This window comes from Streptomyces monticola, from assembly GCF_042665355.1.
Lineage (GTDB): Bacteria > Actinomycetota > Actinomycetes > Streptomycetales > Streptomycetaceae > Streptomyces > Streptomyces monticola.
The window spans coordinates 1,129,066-1,142,580 of sequence record NZ_JBHTCF010000001.1 but is presented as its reverse complement, the minus strand read 5'-3'; the positions used below and the strand labels follow the sequence as shown (position 1 = coordinate 1,142,580).

Genomic DNA, 13,515 nt, shown 5'->3' with positions numbered 1-13,515 from the left:
TCGGTCCCGGCTGACAAGCGCCCCGTGCGGGTACACGTACGGGCATGAAGCGACGCGCGTTCCTCCTGGGCTCCGCCGCCGTTCTCAGCGGCTGCACCATAGAGAGCCGTGGCCCCGGCGACGGCCGGCCGCCCGGCGCGGGCCAGGAGGGGTGCGTACCGCTCGCGGTGAAAATCGACAACGTCGGTCCCGCCCGCCCGCACACCGGTCTCGATGCGGCCGACGTCATCCATGTCGAGCAGGTCGAGTCCGGCCTGAGCCGGCTGCTCGCCGTCTACGCGAGCGGTGAACTGCCGCCCGCCGTCGGCCCGGTGCGCAGCGCCCGCGAGACCGACCTCGACCTCCTCGGCCAGTACGGCCACCCGCTGCTCGCCTTCTCGGGGGCGCAGGGGAAGCTCCAACCGCTCATCGACGCGGCACAGTTGGAGGCCCGCCCGCCGGGCAAGGCCCCGGGCGCCTACTACCGTGCGCCGGACCGCTCCGCGCCGCACAACCTCTATCTGCGCCCCGCCCGCCTCACACCACGGCCCGCGGCCTGCGACCTCGCCTCGTTCGGCCTGCGCTTCGGGCCCCGCCCGCCCAACGGCAAGGCCACACCGCGGCACACGGTCCGGTATCCCTCGGCCCGCTTCACGTTCACCTGGGCGGAGCGCGGCGAGCACTGGCAGGTCGCGATGGACGGCCGGGCCACGGCGCTGCGCCCGGCGACGGTGATCGTGCAGTACACGCGGATCCGTGGCTCCCGCTTCCGGGACCGCTGGGGCAATGTCTCGCCGTTCACCGAGACGGTCGGCGAGGGCCGGGCCCTCCTGCTGCGCAACGGAAACGCCTACGAGGGCCAGTGGCGCCGCGCGGGCGCGGACCGCGCCACGGAGTACCACACCACGGACGGCCGCCGCCTGTACTGCGCCAAGGGCCAGATATGGGTGGTGTACGCCCGCGCGTGAAGAGCGAGTTCGGTGCCGTTGTCGGAGCGCTGTCAGAGGGCGCTGCTAACTTCCGGCCATGACCTTGCGTGTACCCCCGACAGGGGACGAGAAGGAAAGCCTGCTCGCGAGCCTGGAGCGGCACCGTGACGTGGTGCTCTGGAAGGTGGAGGGCCTCGACGAGGAGCAGTTGCAGCGGCCGTTGACGCCGACGGGCACCAGCCTGCTGACCCTGGTCAAGCATCTGGCCTGCGTGGAGTACGGCTGGTTCTGCACCACCTTCGGGCGTACGACGGAGCCGCTGCCCGACGCGTACGCGGGCGAGGACCTGCGGATCGCGCCGGACGAGAGCGCCGCCGATGTGATCGCCTTCTACGGCCGTGCCCGCGACGCCGCGAACGCCGTGGTGCGCGACCTCGCCCTGGAGGATCTGGGCACGTCCTGGCCCGGGGAGCCGGTGACGCTGCGCTGGGTGCTGATCCACATGATCGAGGAGACGGCGCGGCATGTGGGTCACATGGACATCGTGAGGGAGCTGATCGACGGGGCGACGGGCGACCACCGGGAGTACGCGCAGTGACGCGCGCGGGCGGGTGACCGCGCCACGGGGGCCGGGCCGAAGGGCTCAACTGCCGTATTCCACCAGGCTCGTGGGCACCACGGTGCGGCGCGCCGGCGCGTCCTGGCCTTCTTGGCCGCTGCCGAGACGGTCCACGAGGAGACGGCCCGCGGCCCGGCCGAGTTCGTCGCTGTCGTAGGCGACGAGCGTGAGCGGCAGGCCGAGCACGTCGGCCAGTTCGAAGTCGTCGAACCCGGCGAGGGCGATCGTCGCCGTATGTTCCCTGATGGCCCGGAACGCGCCGATGGTGTTGCGGTTGTTGGAGCAGAACAGCGCGGTCGGCGCGGCGTCGAGGGCGAGCAGCTCGGCCGCCGCGCGGGTGGCCTCGGCGGGTTCGGTCTGGCCGAGGCGCACCAGGTCGTCGTCGGCCTCGACGCCCGCCTCGCGCAGAGCGGCCGCGTAGCCGCGCAGGCGTTGCGTGCCGGTGTGGACGGCGGGCGGGGAGCCGAGGAAGCCGATCCGCCGGTGGCCGCGGGCGAGCAGCCGGCGCACCGCCGCACGGGCGCCGCCGAAGTCGTCGACCAGGACGCAGTCCGCCGTGAAGCCCTCGGGCGGGCGGCTGGCGAGGACCACGGGGACGCCCCCGGCCGCGGCGGCGGCGAGATGGCGCTGCTCGGCGCCCGCGGGTACGGCGATGATGCCGTCGACCCGGCGGGCCACCAGGTCGTCGACCAACTCCCGTTCCCTGTCGAGGTCTTGGGCGGTGTTGCCGATGACGGTCTTCAGGCCGTGCCCGGCGACCACCGAGTCGACGCCGAGCGCGAGCCGGGAGTAGAAGGGGTTCGCGAGGTTGGTGACGACCAGGCCGACGAGCCCCGTGCCGCGGCCGCGGCGCAGGCTGCGGGCCACTTCGTTGGGCCGGTAGCCGAGTTCGGCGGCGGCGGCGCGTACCCGGTCACGGGTCGCGGGCAGTACCCGCGGGTCGTCGCGCAGGACCCGGGACGCGGTCATCGCGCTCACTTCGGCGCGCTCGGCGACATCCCGGAGCGTCGGCGGCCCACTCCTGCCGCCCCGCGACTCCCCCATCACGTACCGTCCCTCTCCACTCGGCCCCGCCATCTTCGCAGCGGACGGGCAGGCCCTTCGCATACGGGGGTTGTACGGGGCCCTCGCATGGGGCTCGTACGAGGGCCTCGCCCGAGGTTCGTACGGGACCCGCGCGACGCCCGCTTCAAGGGCTCGTCACCCCGGAGCGACCGGCGCGACCAGAGCCACCTGAGCGACCGGAGTGGCCCAAGTCGCCGGAGGCCTCCGGTTCCGTGGGCCGTGCCCGCCCCGCGGCTCCCACCAGCGCCGCGTCCGCGCCCAGCGCGCTGCGTCTCAGCTCCACCCGGACCGTTCCCAGACCGCTGCCGAGCGCCGGGCGGACCAGGTCCCAGGAGTGCGCCATCGCACCGCCGACGACGAGTACGGACGCCCCGAACTCGGCGAGGAACGGGGCGAGTACGGCGCCGAGGCCGGTGAACGCCTCGTCGAGGACCCGCCGGGCCCGCGCGTCCCCGGCGCGTGCGCGGGCCGCGATGTCGTGCACGTCGGCGTCGGGATCGCCGTAGCGGTCCCGGATCGCCCGTCGTGAGACCGACTCCTCCAGCGGACGCCCGTCGATCCGCAGCAGGTCGGCGCGGCCTTCGGGCGGCACTCCGGGGCCCTCGTCGCGGATCCGGCCGTCGGCGAGGAAGGCGGAGCCCACGCCGGTGCCCAGGGTGAGGCCCGCGCAGCGGCCGTGGCCGCGGGCCGCGCCCGCCCGCCACTCGCCGTACAGGAAGGCGTCGGCGTCGTTGAGGAACACCGCGTCCCGGGGACGCTGCGGGAGCCGGCCGAGCAGCGCGGCGCGCAGGTCGACGCCGTTGAGTGCGTCGAACTTGCCGACGCCCGCGAACCGCCCCACGCCCCGTTCGTAGTCGAAGGGACCGGGCACGGCCACGCCCCACACGGCGCGTGCCGGTGCCGGGATGAGCCGGGCGCAGCCGACGAGCGTGCCGATGATCCGGGTGGCGCTGCCGTGCGGGTCGAGGGGCAGGCGCACCCGCCGGTGCACACCGCTGCCGTCAGCGGCGACGAGGGCCGCGGTGACATGGGTGCCGCCGACCTCCAGGACGGGGGTGGCTGCCATCAGCGCACCAGCGCCTTCACGACGTGTACGGGCCGTTCGCCCACTGCCCGCAGCCGGTAGGCGCCGACCGCCGCGGGCACGGTGAGCGTCTCCGCGTAGGCGAGGTCGTGCAGGTCGCCGGCCGCGGTCTCCACGACCGCTCCCTCGCCCGCCGCCACGTTCAGGACGTGGAAGCGTTCGTCCGTGTCGTCGTCGGCGACGGCGCCCGCGGCCAGTTCGGTGCGCCGGACTTCGTAGAACATCTCGTCGAGGGCGCCGAGGAGCCGCTCGCACCAGCCTTCGCCGCTGCGGAGGGTGCGGGGTTCCTGGACGAGGTCGCGGGCGACGGCGTCACCGCGGCGCCCGGTCTCCAGGTTGGCGAGGCCGTGTTCGTAGGGCAGGGCCCGCGGGTTGCCGTCGCTGTCGGGGCGCAGCCAGTCGTAGAACCGCAGGCTGTAGAGGTAGGGGGTGGCGCTGATCTCCAGGACGACGTTGCCTGCGCCGCTGGCGTGCGGGGTGCCGGCGGGGATGAGGAAGAGGCGGCCGGGTTCGGCGGGGAAGGTCAGGATGTGGTCCTCGGGGTCCATGGGCACGCCGTCGGTGGCGGCCTCCTCCACTTCTTTGCGGAACAGGTCCACGTCGGCGTCCTCGCGCAGCCCGAGGTAGACCTTGGTGTCGGGCCCCGCGACCGTCATGTAGTACGTCTCGTGCTGGGTGTAGGACCAGCCGAACCGCTCTTTCATGTACGGCTCTTGAGGGTGGCAGTGCACCGACAGATTGCCGCCGTCGACGGTGTCGAGGTAGTCGAAGCGGATCGGGAACGAGGTGCCGAAGCGCTCGTGCACGGCGGCCCCGAGCAGCTGCTCGGGGTGGAGCGCGCACAGCAGCTGGAAGGGCACTTCGGCCTGGGCGGCGGGCCCGTGGCCGATGAGGACACCGGCCTCCGGGGCGATGAGTTCATAGCCGAGTGCGGTGTTGCGTGCGGTGGGGTCGAAGCCGAGTTCCCGCTGCGCCCAGTGTCCGCCCCAGGGCGTGGAGTTGAAGTAGGGCCTGGTGCGTACGGGGCGGCGGGCGAGGGCGGCGCAGGTGGCGCGGAGCCCGTCGCCGTCCAGGTGCACGGGGTGGCCGGGGTGCTGCATGTCGAGCCAGCCGTCGACGCGAGGGGCGAGCGCGTCGCGGTGCCGGTCGAGCATCGGCCAGTCGAGGTAGAAGAGCCGCCGCAGTGTGCCGGGTTCGCCGGGAAGTCCGAGGTTGGTGCCGTGCCCGGCGGCGACGGCGGACTCGGCGTACCGCTTGGGCACATCGGCGTACCAGAGCAGGTCGTGACGGACCAGGGAGGCGCCGGGTCCGTACACCAACAGCACGCCTTCGCAGGGTGGTTGAGGAGCGGGGACACGGTCGAAGAGGTCGTCGAGGGGGTTGTCGGCGAGTCTGCAGTAGTAGGGGTCGGCGGTGTCCTCGGGGCGTTCGGTGCGGCGCCGCACCTGCTCGGGCGGCGCGTAGTGGGCGCGCAGGTCGAGCGTGCGGACGGGTACGGGGCTCGCGGCGGCGAGACGGGCGGCGAGCGCCTCCCAGTCGGTGGCGGGCGGTCCGTCGACGGCCAGGGTCGCGGGGCCGCCCGGCAGCAGGGCGGCGACAGCGCTCCAGCCGGCGGTGAGCCGGGTTGCGGGTGTGGGGGGATAGCGGGGGTCGAGCCGGTACACACGTTCTCCTTCAGGGACGTACGAAGAGCACCGCGGCCGTGGCGAGCGCGGGTAGGTCGAGCCGCAACGAGCCGTCCTGTACGGCGAGTTGGCCGAGCCGGGCGCCGAGGTAGTCGGCCCGGTGGGCCGCCGTCACGGGGCATCGCGCCGACACCCGGCAGGTCACCGTGTCCTCGGCGAAGGACTGAAGGCGCAGGAGGAGTTCGCCGGGGCGGGGGGTGGTGGCGCCGACGAGACGGATCCGCGGGTCGTCGATGTCGATGAAGCGGTACGCGGCCTCGGCGGCGCCGTCCGGTCCGGCACCGGGGCCCCCGCAGGAGCCCGTGCCCCTGGCCCGCACCGCGTGCAGCGGGCGGCTGAGCGCGGCGGCCGTGCGCGGGCCGAGCCCGTCGGCGGACGGGGCGCAGGCGAGGCTGTAGCGGAAGGCGAAGTCGAAGCCCTGCCTGCTGGGGAAGTTGGTGTCCCACAGGTTGTTGTGGATCCACGAGTGGACGGTCGCGGGCTCGTCGTGGCCCATGGTCTTCGGGAACGGCGCATACGGCAGCGCGATGTTGCCGAACTGCACGAGCGGCGCGTCCTGCGTGGCCCAGGCGACCGCGAGACCCTTGTCGGCGAGGGTGATCCAGCGGCGTACGGCCCGCATGTGCAGCGCGGATCCCGGCACGACGTCGAGTCCGGTGCCGGTGACGCCCCCGGAGGCCTCCATGCGCACGGTCGGCTCGTCGAAGGCGAAGGGGAACGCGAAGTAGGCGCTCTCCTTGCCGAGCGTCGCGTCCTTGTCGAGCCGGTTCTCGATGTCCAGGCGGGCCACGCCGTGCTGCAGGGTGAGCGTGGTGCGAAGGCGGTTGGCGCCCGCGGGGCGTGTCTCGTACGTGAGGGACTCGCCGACGGCGGTGGAACGGCGGGCGATCAGCGCGGCGGGCGGGGCGACGGAGCGGCGGCCGAGGTGTTCGAGCCGGTCGGAGGCGGTGGTGCGGCTGGAGTTGTGGTTGAAGGCGCCTGCGGTGGTGTAGCTGTCGTGGAGGTAGGCGTTGAAGCCGGTGATGGCGTTCTGCCGGACGAGTTCGCGGCCGGTCGCCTTGTCGACGACCGAGGCGATGCAGGCATGCGCCAAGTCGACGCGGACGGCGAGGTGTTCGTTCTCCAGGAGGGTGGCGTCGGGCCTGGCGTGGGCGTACGCGGCGGACTCGGCGGGGTCCTCGCGCTCGGTGCCGCCGGTGGGGTTCCAGCCCGTCGCGTCTGTGGCGGGCGCCCTCCGCGTCGCCGCCGCCGCACTGTCTCCCGGTGTTCGTACGGCGATATCGAGCCGTACCGACCCGGCCGCGGGCACCTCGTCGACGCGCACGAGCAGGAAGCGGCCCGCGTCGCGGTGGTCGTCGTTGGTCTGTGGCTCCTCCTCGTGCGCGAGGACGGCCCCGGTGCGGGCGTCGCGCACCTCGACGGGCCGTTCCAGGGGCACGCTCGCCTCGGGCAGGAAGATCCTGGCGACCTCGGTGCGCGGCCAGGAGCAGGTGTTCACGACGTGGTACGAGGCGGCCGCGCCCGGCGCCGCGGCGAGGCGCTGCCCGAGCCTGGCCGAGGCGCGGCCGAGCAGGGTGCGGGCGTCGTCGCGGGCGCGCAGGGCCTGCCCGTACTTCCAGTGCCACTGCTGTTCACCGCTGTGGCCTCCCTCGTCGCCGTGCGTCCAGGGGTCCCCTGCGCCCCAGGTGTGCTCGTCGAAGAGGGAGGCGGCTTCGTAGACCCCCGGCGCGTCGCGGGTGTCGTCCTCGGCCCCCGTGGCGCCGAGGACGCCCGCGAAGGCGCCGAGGGTCTGGGCCTCGGCGACCTCGGCCTGTGCGGTGCGGGTCAGCGCGAGCGGGTGCGCGCCCGAGCCGACGCCGTCGACCCACCAGTCCGTCCAGTCGCCTTCGAAGGTACGGATCTCGTCACCGAGCCTGGCCTCGGCGTCGGTGAAGAAGTCCTCGTTGCGGGAGAGCCTGAGGCGCGGATAGGCCCAGGTCTCGTTCCAGCGCCGCACGGTGTCGGCGATGATGCGGCGCGGTGGCGCGTTGTCGCCGAACTTGCCCTGCACACGCAGGTGAAGGACGTCCCACGGATACGGGTCGCGCTTGATCTCCTCCTGGTCCATGGCCCAGCCGAAGATGCCGCCGCGGTAGGGGTAGGGGCGGGTGGCGAGTGCGGTGAGGTAGGCGGGCAGGAGGTCGTCGACGTCGGCGTAGTCGGTGTCGAAACCGAGCAGCGGTCCCTCCATGTAGGCCAGTCCGTGCGGGGTGTCGGTGACCCAGACGAGGACGCTGTTGCCGCTGGGGGCGCGCCACCGGAACAGGCGCGGCAGCTTCTCCCCGCCGACCAGGTGGGGCACCGAGCGGCCGGCCCAGTTGTGCGCCACGGACAGATACTTGACGCCGGCGACGGCGAGCGCGTCGACGAGTCCGACGACCGCTCCCGGCACATCGGTCTGCATGGCGGAGGTGAAGTCGACGCCGTGGCGTTCCCGGATGTCGTGGGCCAGGCGCAGGAGTTCGTGCAGTTCGTCGGTGGAGCAGGTCTCGGTGTGCAGGTTGAAGGGCAGCGCGGTGAGTTCGATCCGGCCCTCGCGGACCCGGCGCAGAAACTCCTCGACCTGCTCGGCGGGGCGCGCGTCGGCCCACTGCCGGAACGACCACAGCGACTCGACGCACCACCGGAACCGGGACTGCTCGGGCCAGTCGTCGGTGGCCCGGGTCAGCTCAAGACAGGAGTCGAGGAACGACAGGTGCTCGGCGAGCACCCGGCCCTGCGGGTCGGTGTAGCCGATGTCGAGGTGCGAGTGGTGCACCAGGTGCAGGGTCCAGCGGCGCTGCGGGGTGAGCGTGACGTCGACACCATGCTCCGGCTCGTCCGGCAGGCCCACGCTCACCCGGACCGGCGCGTCGACGGCGGGCAGCAGCAGCCGCACACTTCCGCCGGGCCCTTCGTCCCGCTCGGCCCGCAGCACACTCCCGCCTTCGCTGCGCACGACCAACTCACCCGGTAAGACAGTCCCGTTGGCGGCCTCGACCCGAAGCGACTGCAGCAGTGTCCCGTCGTCCGCGTACCGCATCAGCGGTTCCCCGGTGAGCCGCAGGGCGGCGGTGCCCACCGTTCCCTCGGCGCTCACCACGGAGGCGCGCAGGCTGTCGCGGATACGGTCGTTGTCCCAGTCGGTGGTGCGGACGAGGGCGCGGGTGGTCATACGGCGTCCTTCCGGAACGTCAGCGGGCGGCGGCGGATGCGGTGACCCCTTTGAGGAAGAGGCCGCGGAACACCAGGAACACCAGGAGCGTCGGCACCGAAACGATCAGCGCCCCGGCGAGGATCACGGGCGGCCCGGTGGAGCTGTAGGCGTTGTTGAGCGTGGTCAGGGCCGCCATGACCGGCTGCACCTCACCGCTGCGGCTGAGTGTGATCCCGAGCAGCAGGTCGTTCCACACGGCCGTGAACTGGAAGATGAACGCCGCGCCGAGCCCGGCCCGCATCAGCGGGACATGGATGCGCCAGAAGATCCGCCGGAAGGACGCCCCGTCGATCAGCGCGGCCTCCGTCAACTCCGCGGGCATGACGGCCATCTGATTGCGGATCAGGAAGAAGGCGAACGGCACCGCCCAGGCCGCGTACACCAGCATCAGGCCGAGCCTGGTGTCGTAGAGGTTCGTGTCCGCGTACAGGCCGAAGAGCGGTGCGAGGAACATCTGCAGCGGGAACAGCGTCCCGGAGTAGATCAGCCAGAACCAGAAGGCGGGCCGCGGGATCGGCAGGACCACGACGGCGAAGGCCGCCATGGCCGCCACGAGCACGGCGGCGGCCGCGCACACCACGGAGTAGAGCAGCGAGGCCTGGAAGCTGTCGCCGATGCCCGCGACGGTCCAGGCGGTGTCCAGGTTCTCCCACAGGGCGAAGCCCTGCACGGTCCACTCGGGGTGGCCCGCGTACTCGGCGGCCGGGGTGAGGGCGTTGACGGCCATCAGATACAGCGGGACCAGCCAGAGCACCACACATCCGGCGACGAACAGATGGCGTACCGCGCGTCCCATCACAGTCCCTCCCAAGTCTCCGCCCTCCTCACGTCCGGGCGCCGGCTGCGGATTCGGGCATCTGACGGCGCAGATACATCCAGGACGAGGCGACGACGACGACCGAGAGGACGAGGGCGATCGCCGAGCCGTAGCCCACGTGGAAGAGCCGGAACGCCTCGCGGTACATGGTCAGGGCGAGGGTTTCGGAGGAGCGGGACGGGCCGCCCTTGGTGATCACCCAGATCATGTCGAAGGCCTTGAGGCTGTTGACGATGGCCATGCCGACGACCACCACGGTCAGCGCCCTCAGCTGCGGCAGCGTGATGTACCGGAACATCCGCCAGCCCTTGGCTCCGTCCAACTGGGCGGCCTCGACGGTCTCCTGGGGGATGGCGCGGAGCCCGATCACGAACAGCACGACGTTGATGCCGGTGGCCTGCCAGGTGCTGGCGGCAATCATGGACAGGGTGTTCTGCGGCCACTCCAGGAGCCAGCTCTGCGCCCAGGAGTCCAGGCCGACGGCGCGCAGGACCTGGTTGACGGCGCCGTCGGAGGTCAGCATGAAGTTCCACAGGACGGCGGTGGCGGCGGGCGCGAGCGCGTACGGCAGCACGATCACCAGCTGGGCGAGCCCGCCGAACCGCATCCGGTGTGTGGCGACGGCGACCAGCAGGCCGGCGAGCACCGGGAGCAGCAGCGTGCCGGCCACCCACAGCACGGTGTTGAGCAGGGACCGGCCGAAGATCGGGTCGTCGGCGAGCCGGGCGTAGTTGTCGAGTCCGGTGAAGCTGCTCGTGAAGCCGTTGTCGTCGAAGAAGCTGCCGTAGAGGCTGCGGAAGAACGGATAGACGAGCAGCACGCCGACGAACAGGAACGCGGGCAGCGCCCACGGCAGTGCGGCGAGCGGACGGCCGAGCCGGCCGCCGGACGGTGCCCGGTACGGGCTGCGGGTGGGAACGCGGCGCCGAACACGTGGGGCCTGCTCGGTAGTTGAGGTGGCTGCGGTGGTGAGGTCCGGACCGGCGACAGCACCCGCTCCGGTGGTGGCGTCCGTCATATCCGCTCCGCCTCCCGCCACACCTTCCAGGCCTCGTCCGCGCGTTCCTGCAGGGTGCGCAGGACGCGGCGGTACGAGGACGGATTGAGCAGAAAGCCCGCGAGGTCGTCGACGGCGGCCTCGACGAGTTCGGGCGGGCCCTGCTCCCAGAACCGGTTGAGCAGCCACAGGCGGTCGCCGCGCACCCGGTCCGCGAGACCCGCGATGACCGGGTTGGCGGCGGGCACCTTCGGGTTGGGGCAGCCGTCCTGCAGCGTGTGCGAGAAGGCCTTCATGACCTCGGGGTGCAGCCAGCCGGCGGCGGCCCGCTCGGCCTCCTCCCGGTCGGACCCCTTGACGGTGGCCACGAACGCGCTGGATTCGAAGATCACTGCGGGCCGGGCACCGGGATCGGCCATCGGCAGCACGAAGGCGTCGACGTTCTTTCCCGGCTTGCCGCCCGCACCGGTGAACGTGGAGCCCAGCCAGGTGCCGCAGGGCAGCATGCCGACGTCACCCTTGAGGAGGGCGGCGGCCGCGTCCGGGTGGGCCATGTCCATGGGCGTGAACCAGTCCTTGTCGAAGAACGACACGAGGGTGCGCAGGGCGCGTTCGGTGCGCGGATCGGTGTAGCGCGCCCGCCCGTTCATCAACTCCTCGTAGAACCAGGTGTCCTGACGGCTCAGCACTTCCTGGAACCAGATGAAGGAGGGCCAGCGTCCGTCGGCCGTGCCGTGCAGCGGGGTGATGCCGGCGCGCTTCAGCCGCTCACAGGCGGCGAGGAAGTCCTCCCAGGTCCCGGGCGCCTGGAGACGGTGCTCGCGGAAGACCTCGGGGTTGTAGAAGAACACCCAGTACGCGAGGTTCATCGGCAGCGCGTACACCCGCCCCTCGTGGCTGAAGGCCGACCGCAGCGAACGGTCCACCCAGCCCTTGGCGACGGCCGCGTCCCACTGCCGGGTCAGATCGACGACGCCACCGGTGCGGGCCAGATCCCGAAGCCGGTACCCGGACCAGTACTTGAGCATGTCCGGGGTCCTGCGCGTACGAAGGGACGACTTGACGACCTGCTCGAACGACTCGAGGGACGGATTGACCTCGGGCACGAGCTCGATACCGGCGACCTTCTTCAGCGCCTTGCCGGCGGCGCTCATGGGCGGCGCCCAGGTGGCGCTGTCCCCGAACACCGCGACCTTGCCCCGGGGTTGGGCGGCGGCCGAGACGCAGCCGGTGGTGAGGGCGGCACCGGCGGCACCGAGCAGGAGGGTGCGGCGCCCCACGGACGGGGACGGCGGATGGTGACGACGACCTGACATGGGGCGGCTCCCAACAGGCGTGTGTCAGCCCGGTGTTAGCGTTAACACGAGCGTCTTGGAGCTTCGCCCCAACCAGCGCCGACTGTCAATGGAGCGAACGAGCCGAGTTACGCGGCACTCGTGAGCGCTCTCACGCCCCATCCGTTCAGCATCACGCCCCAGACGTCCAACGACGGCCGCATTTTGTCCATGGGCCGCAGGGGCGGACGGCGATTAGCGTGCCCGCACCGCACCCGCGTTGGATCGGAATCGGATCGGAGCACTCCATGCCCCTGCGCCGCACCCCTGCCCTCGTGACCGCACTCGTCACCGCCGCAGCGGGCCTGCTGCCCACCATGGCCTCGGCGCAGGCGACGGCGGGCACGAGCTACTACGTCGACTGCCGGGGCGGCGACGACTCGGCCGCGGGCACCTCGGCGGGAACGGCCTGGCGCACCCTCGCCAAGGCGAGCGCCCACCTCCTCTCCCCCGGCGACCGTCTGCTCCTGAAGCGAGGCAGCAGCTGTACGGGGGTTCTGGCCCCCAAGGGTGCGGGCGCACCGGGCGCGCCGATCCGCCTGGACGCGTACGGCCGCGGCGCGAAGCCCCGGCTGGAGGGGGAGGGCGCACGGGCGACCGTGCACCTGACCAACACCGAACACTGGGAGATCCGCAACCTCGATCTGTCCAACACGGGCGCGCCCACGACCACCGACCGGCGCGCGGGCCTGCTCGTCCAGCTCACGGACTACGGCGTGGCGGAGCACTTCGTGGTCGACGGGGTGGACGTACACGACGTGAACGGCGCCGACTTCAAGGACCCCGACCCCTCGGGCGGCATCCTCTTCTCCGTCCTCGGCTCGGCGAAGCCGACCCGCTTCGACGGCATCCGCGTGGAGGACTCGACGGTCGACCACGTGGACCGCACGGGCATCGGCACCTCCTCGACCTGGGGCCGGCGCCCCGAGCACCCGGAGGGCCCCGGCACCAGCTGGGAGGCGATCACCGGCCTGGAGATCCGCCGGAACAAGGTCCACGACGTGGGCGGCGACGGCATCGTGGTGCAGACGGCGAAGCAGGCCGTGGTCGAGCACAACTACGTGGACGGCTTCAACATGCGCTCGGCGGGCTACAACGCCGGGGTGTGGGCCTGGAACGCGGACGATGTGCTCTACCAGTACAACGAGGTCACCGGCGGTCACGGCACCCGTGACTCGATGGCCTTCGACTTCGACGGCGGCAACAACCGCAACGTGTACCGCTACAACTACAGCCACGACAACGAGGGCGGCTTCCTCCTCGTCTGCAACGGCCCCGGCATGAAGACGGACGCCAACCGCTTCCACGACAACGTCAGCATCAACGACCGCAACACCGAGTCCCCGTACGCGGTGATCTCGGTGGTCTGCGGCGCGTCCACGGACACCCGCGTCTACCGCAACACCATCGCCACCAACCACCCGGACACGGCCCTCGTCTCCAGCAACGGTCCTACGGGAGTGACCTTCCAGGACAATGTGTTCGTGGGCGCGGAGGGGGCGGGTTCGCCGATGAAGGACACGGTGAGCACCTTCAAGAACAACCTGTACTGGCGAACGTCCCAGCCCCGCGACCCCTCGGCGATCAACGCGAATCCGCTGCTGCGTTCCACCGACCCGAAAACCCCGGACGACCTGCGCCTGCAGGCGAACTCCCCGGCAATCGGCGCGGGTTCGGCCCCGGCCGACGGCACCGAGGTGGACTACTTCGGGAATCCGATTCCGGTGCCGCCCAATGTGGGGGCGGATCAGGGGGCTGTCGGGCGGTGAGC

The 13,515-nt window shown here is 72.0% G+C and carries 10 protein-coding genes; 3 read left to right on the top strand and 7 right to left on the bottom strand.

What is annotated here, in order from left to right; genetic code table 11:
• The first annotated feature begins 44 nt into the window (after positions 1 to 44).
• Together ACFQVC_RS04715 and ACFQVC_RS04710 are read left to right on the top strand one after the other, a co-directional pair.
• Positions 45 to 947 carry a DUF3048 domain-containing protein gene (locus tag ACFQVC_RS04715; RefSeq protein WP_381826693.1) on the top strand — a complete coding sequence of 301 codons (903 nt, stop codon included), beginning with the start codon at positions 45 to 47 and terminating at the stop codon, positions 945 to 947.
• 58 nt (positions 948 to 1,005) lie between these two features.
• On the top strand, positions 1,006 to 1,506 hold the full coding sequence (locus tag ACFQVC_RS04710) for a DinB family protein (RefSeq protein WP_381826691.1): 501 nt from the start codon (positions 1,006 to 1,008) through the stop codon (positions 1,504 to 1,506).
• A gap of 45 nt (positions 1,507 to 1,551) precedes the next feature.
• On the opposite strand, the gene ACFQVC_RS04705 is transcribed toward ACFQVC_RS04710, so the two are convergent.
• The 7 genes from ACFQVC_RS04705 to ACFQVC_RS04675 form a co-directional block, all read right to left on the bottom strand.
• Positions 1,552 to 2,571 (bottom strand): LacI family DNA-binding transcriptional regulator, encoded by a 1,020-nt coding sequence (locus ACFQVC_RS04705; protein ID WP_381826689.1) that lies wholly within the window; start codon positions 2,569 to 2,571, stop codon positions 1,552 to 1,554.
• 145 nt (positions 2,572 to 2,716) lie between these two features.
• Complete coding sequence (locus ACFQVC_RS04700; RefSeq protein ID WP_381826687.1) at positions 2,717 to 3,658, bottom strand: ROK family protein; 942 nt, start codon at positions 3,656 to 3,658, stop codon at positions 2,717 to 2,719.
• On the bottom strand, positions 3,658 to 5,340 hold the full coding sequence (locus ACFQVC_RS04695) for a class I mannose-6-phosphate isomerase (RefSeq protein ID WP_381826685.1): 1,683 nt from the start codon (positions 5,338 to 5,340) through the stop codon (positions 3,658 to 3,660). Before ACFQVC_RS04695 ends, ACFQVC_RS04700 begins: the two co-directional genes overlap by 1 nt.
• Positions 5,341 to 5,350: 10 nt before the next feature.
• Entirely contained in the window at positions 5,351 to 8,554 is a 3,204-nt protein-coding gene (locus tag ACFQVC_RS04690; RefSeq protein ID WP_381826683.1) for a glycoside hydrolase family 38 N-terminal domain-containing protein, read from the bottom strand.
• 19 nt (positions 8,555 to 8,573) lie between these two features.
• Positions 8,574 to 9,392, bottom strand: coding sequence for a carbohydrate ABC transporter permease (locus ACFQVC_RS04685; protein WP_381826681.1), 819 nt, complete (start codon positions 9,390 to 9,392; stop codon positions 8,574 to 8,576).
• 28 nt (positions 9,393 to 9,420) lie between these two features.
• A complete protein-coding gene (locus ACFQVC_RS04680; RefSeq protein ID WP_381826679.1) occupies positions 9,421 to 10,431 on the bottom strand; it encodes a carbohydrate ABC transporter permease in 1,011 nt (336 codons plus the stop codon).
• The gene (locus ACFQVC_RS04675) at positions 10,428 to 11,726 is read right to left on the bottom strand and encodes an ABC transporter substrate-binding protein (protein WP_381826677.1); all 1,299 of its coding nucleotides are present in this window, start codon (positions 11,724 to 11,726) and stop codon (positions 10,428 to 10,430) included. Before ACFQVC_RS04675 ends, ACFQVC_RS04680 begins: the two co-directional genes overlap by 4 nt.
• Before the next feature lie 266 nt (positions 11,727 to 11,992).
• Between ACFQVC_RS04675 and ACFQVC_RS04670 the strand changes: the two genes are divergently transcribed.
• Positions 11,993 to 13,513 carry a right-handed parallel beta-helix repeat-containing protein gene (locus tag ACFQVC_RS04670; RefSeq protein ID WP_381826675.1) on the top strand — a complete coding sequence of 507 codons (1,521 nt, stop codon included), beginning with the start codon at positions 11,993 to 11,995 and terminating at the stop codon, positions 13,511 to 13,513.
• The last annotated feature ends 2 nt before the right edge of the window (positions 13,514 to 13,515 follow it).

Excerpts from the sequence above, each read along its gene's own strand:
- ACFQVC_RS04715 (WP_381826693.1), top strand. The coding sequence starts at position 45 with ATGAAGCGACGCGCGTTCCTCCTGGGCTCCGCCGCCGTTCTCAGCGGC.
- ACFQVC_RS04710 (WP_381826691.1), top strand. The coding sequence starts at position 1,006 with ATGACCTTGCGTGTACCCCCGACAGGGGACGAGAAGGAAAGCCTGCTC.
- ACFQVC_RS04705 (WP_381826689.1), bottom strand. The coding sequence starts at position 2,571 with ATGGGGGAGTCGCGGGGCGGCAGGAGTGGGCCGCCGACGCTCCGGGAT.
- ACFQVC_RS04700 (WP_381826687.1), bottom strand. The coding sequence starts at position 3,658 with ATGGCAGCCACCCCCGTCCTGGAGGTCGGCGGCACCCATGTCACCGCG.
- ACFQVC_RS04690 (WP_381826683.1), bottom strand. The coding sequence starts at position 8,554 with ATGACCACCCGCGCCCTCGTCCGCACCACCGACTGGGACAACGACCGT.
- ACFQVC_RS04685 (WP_381826681.1), bottom strand. The coding sequence starts at position 9,392 with ATGGGACGCGCGGTACGCCATCTGTTCGTCGCCGGATGTGTGGTGCTC.
- ACFQVC_RS04680 (WP_381826679.1), bottom strand. The coding sequence starts at position 10,431 with ATGACGGACGCCACCACCGGAGCGGGTGCTGTCGCCGGTCCGGACCTC.
- ACFQVC_RS04675 (WP_381826677.1), bottom strand. The coding sequence starts at position 11,726 with ATGTCAGGTCGTCGTCACCATCCGCCGTCCCCGTCCGTGGGGCGCCGC.
- ACFQVC_RS04670 (WP_381826675.1), top strand. The coding sequence starts at position 11,993 with ATGCCCCTGCGCCGCACCCCTGCCCTCGTGACCGCACTCGTCACCGCC.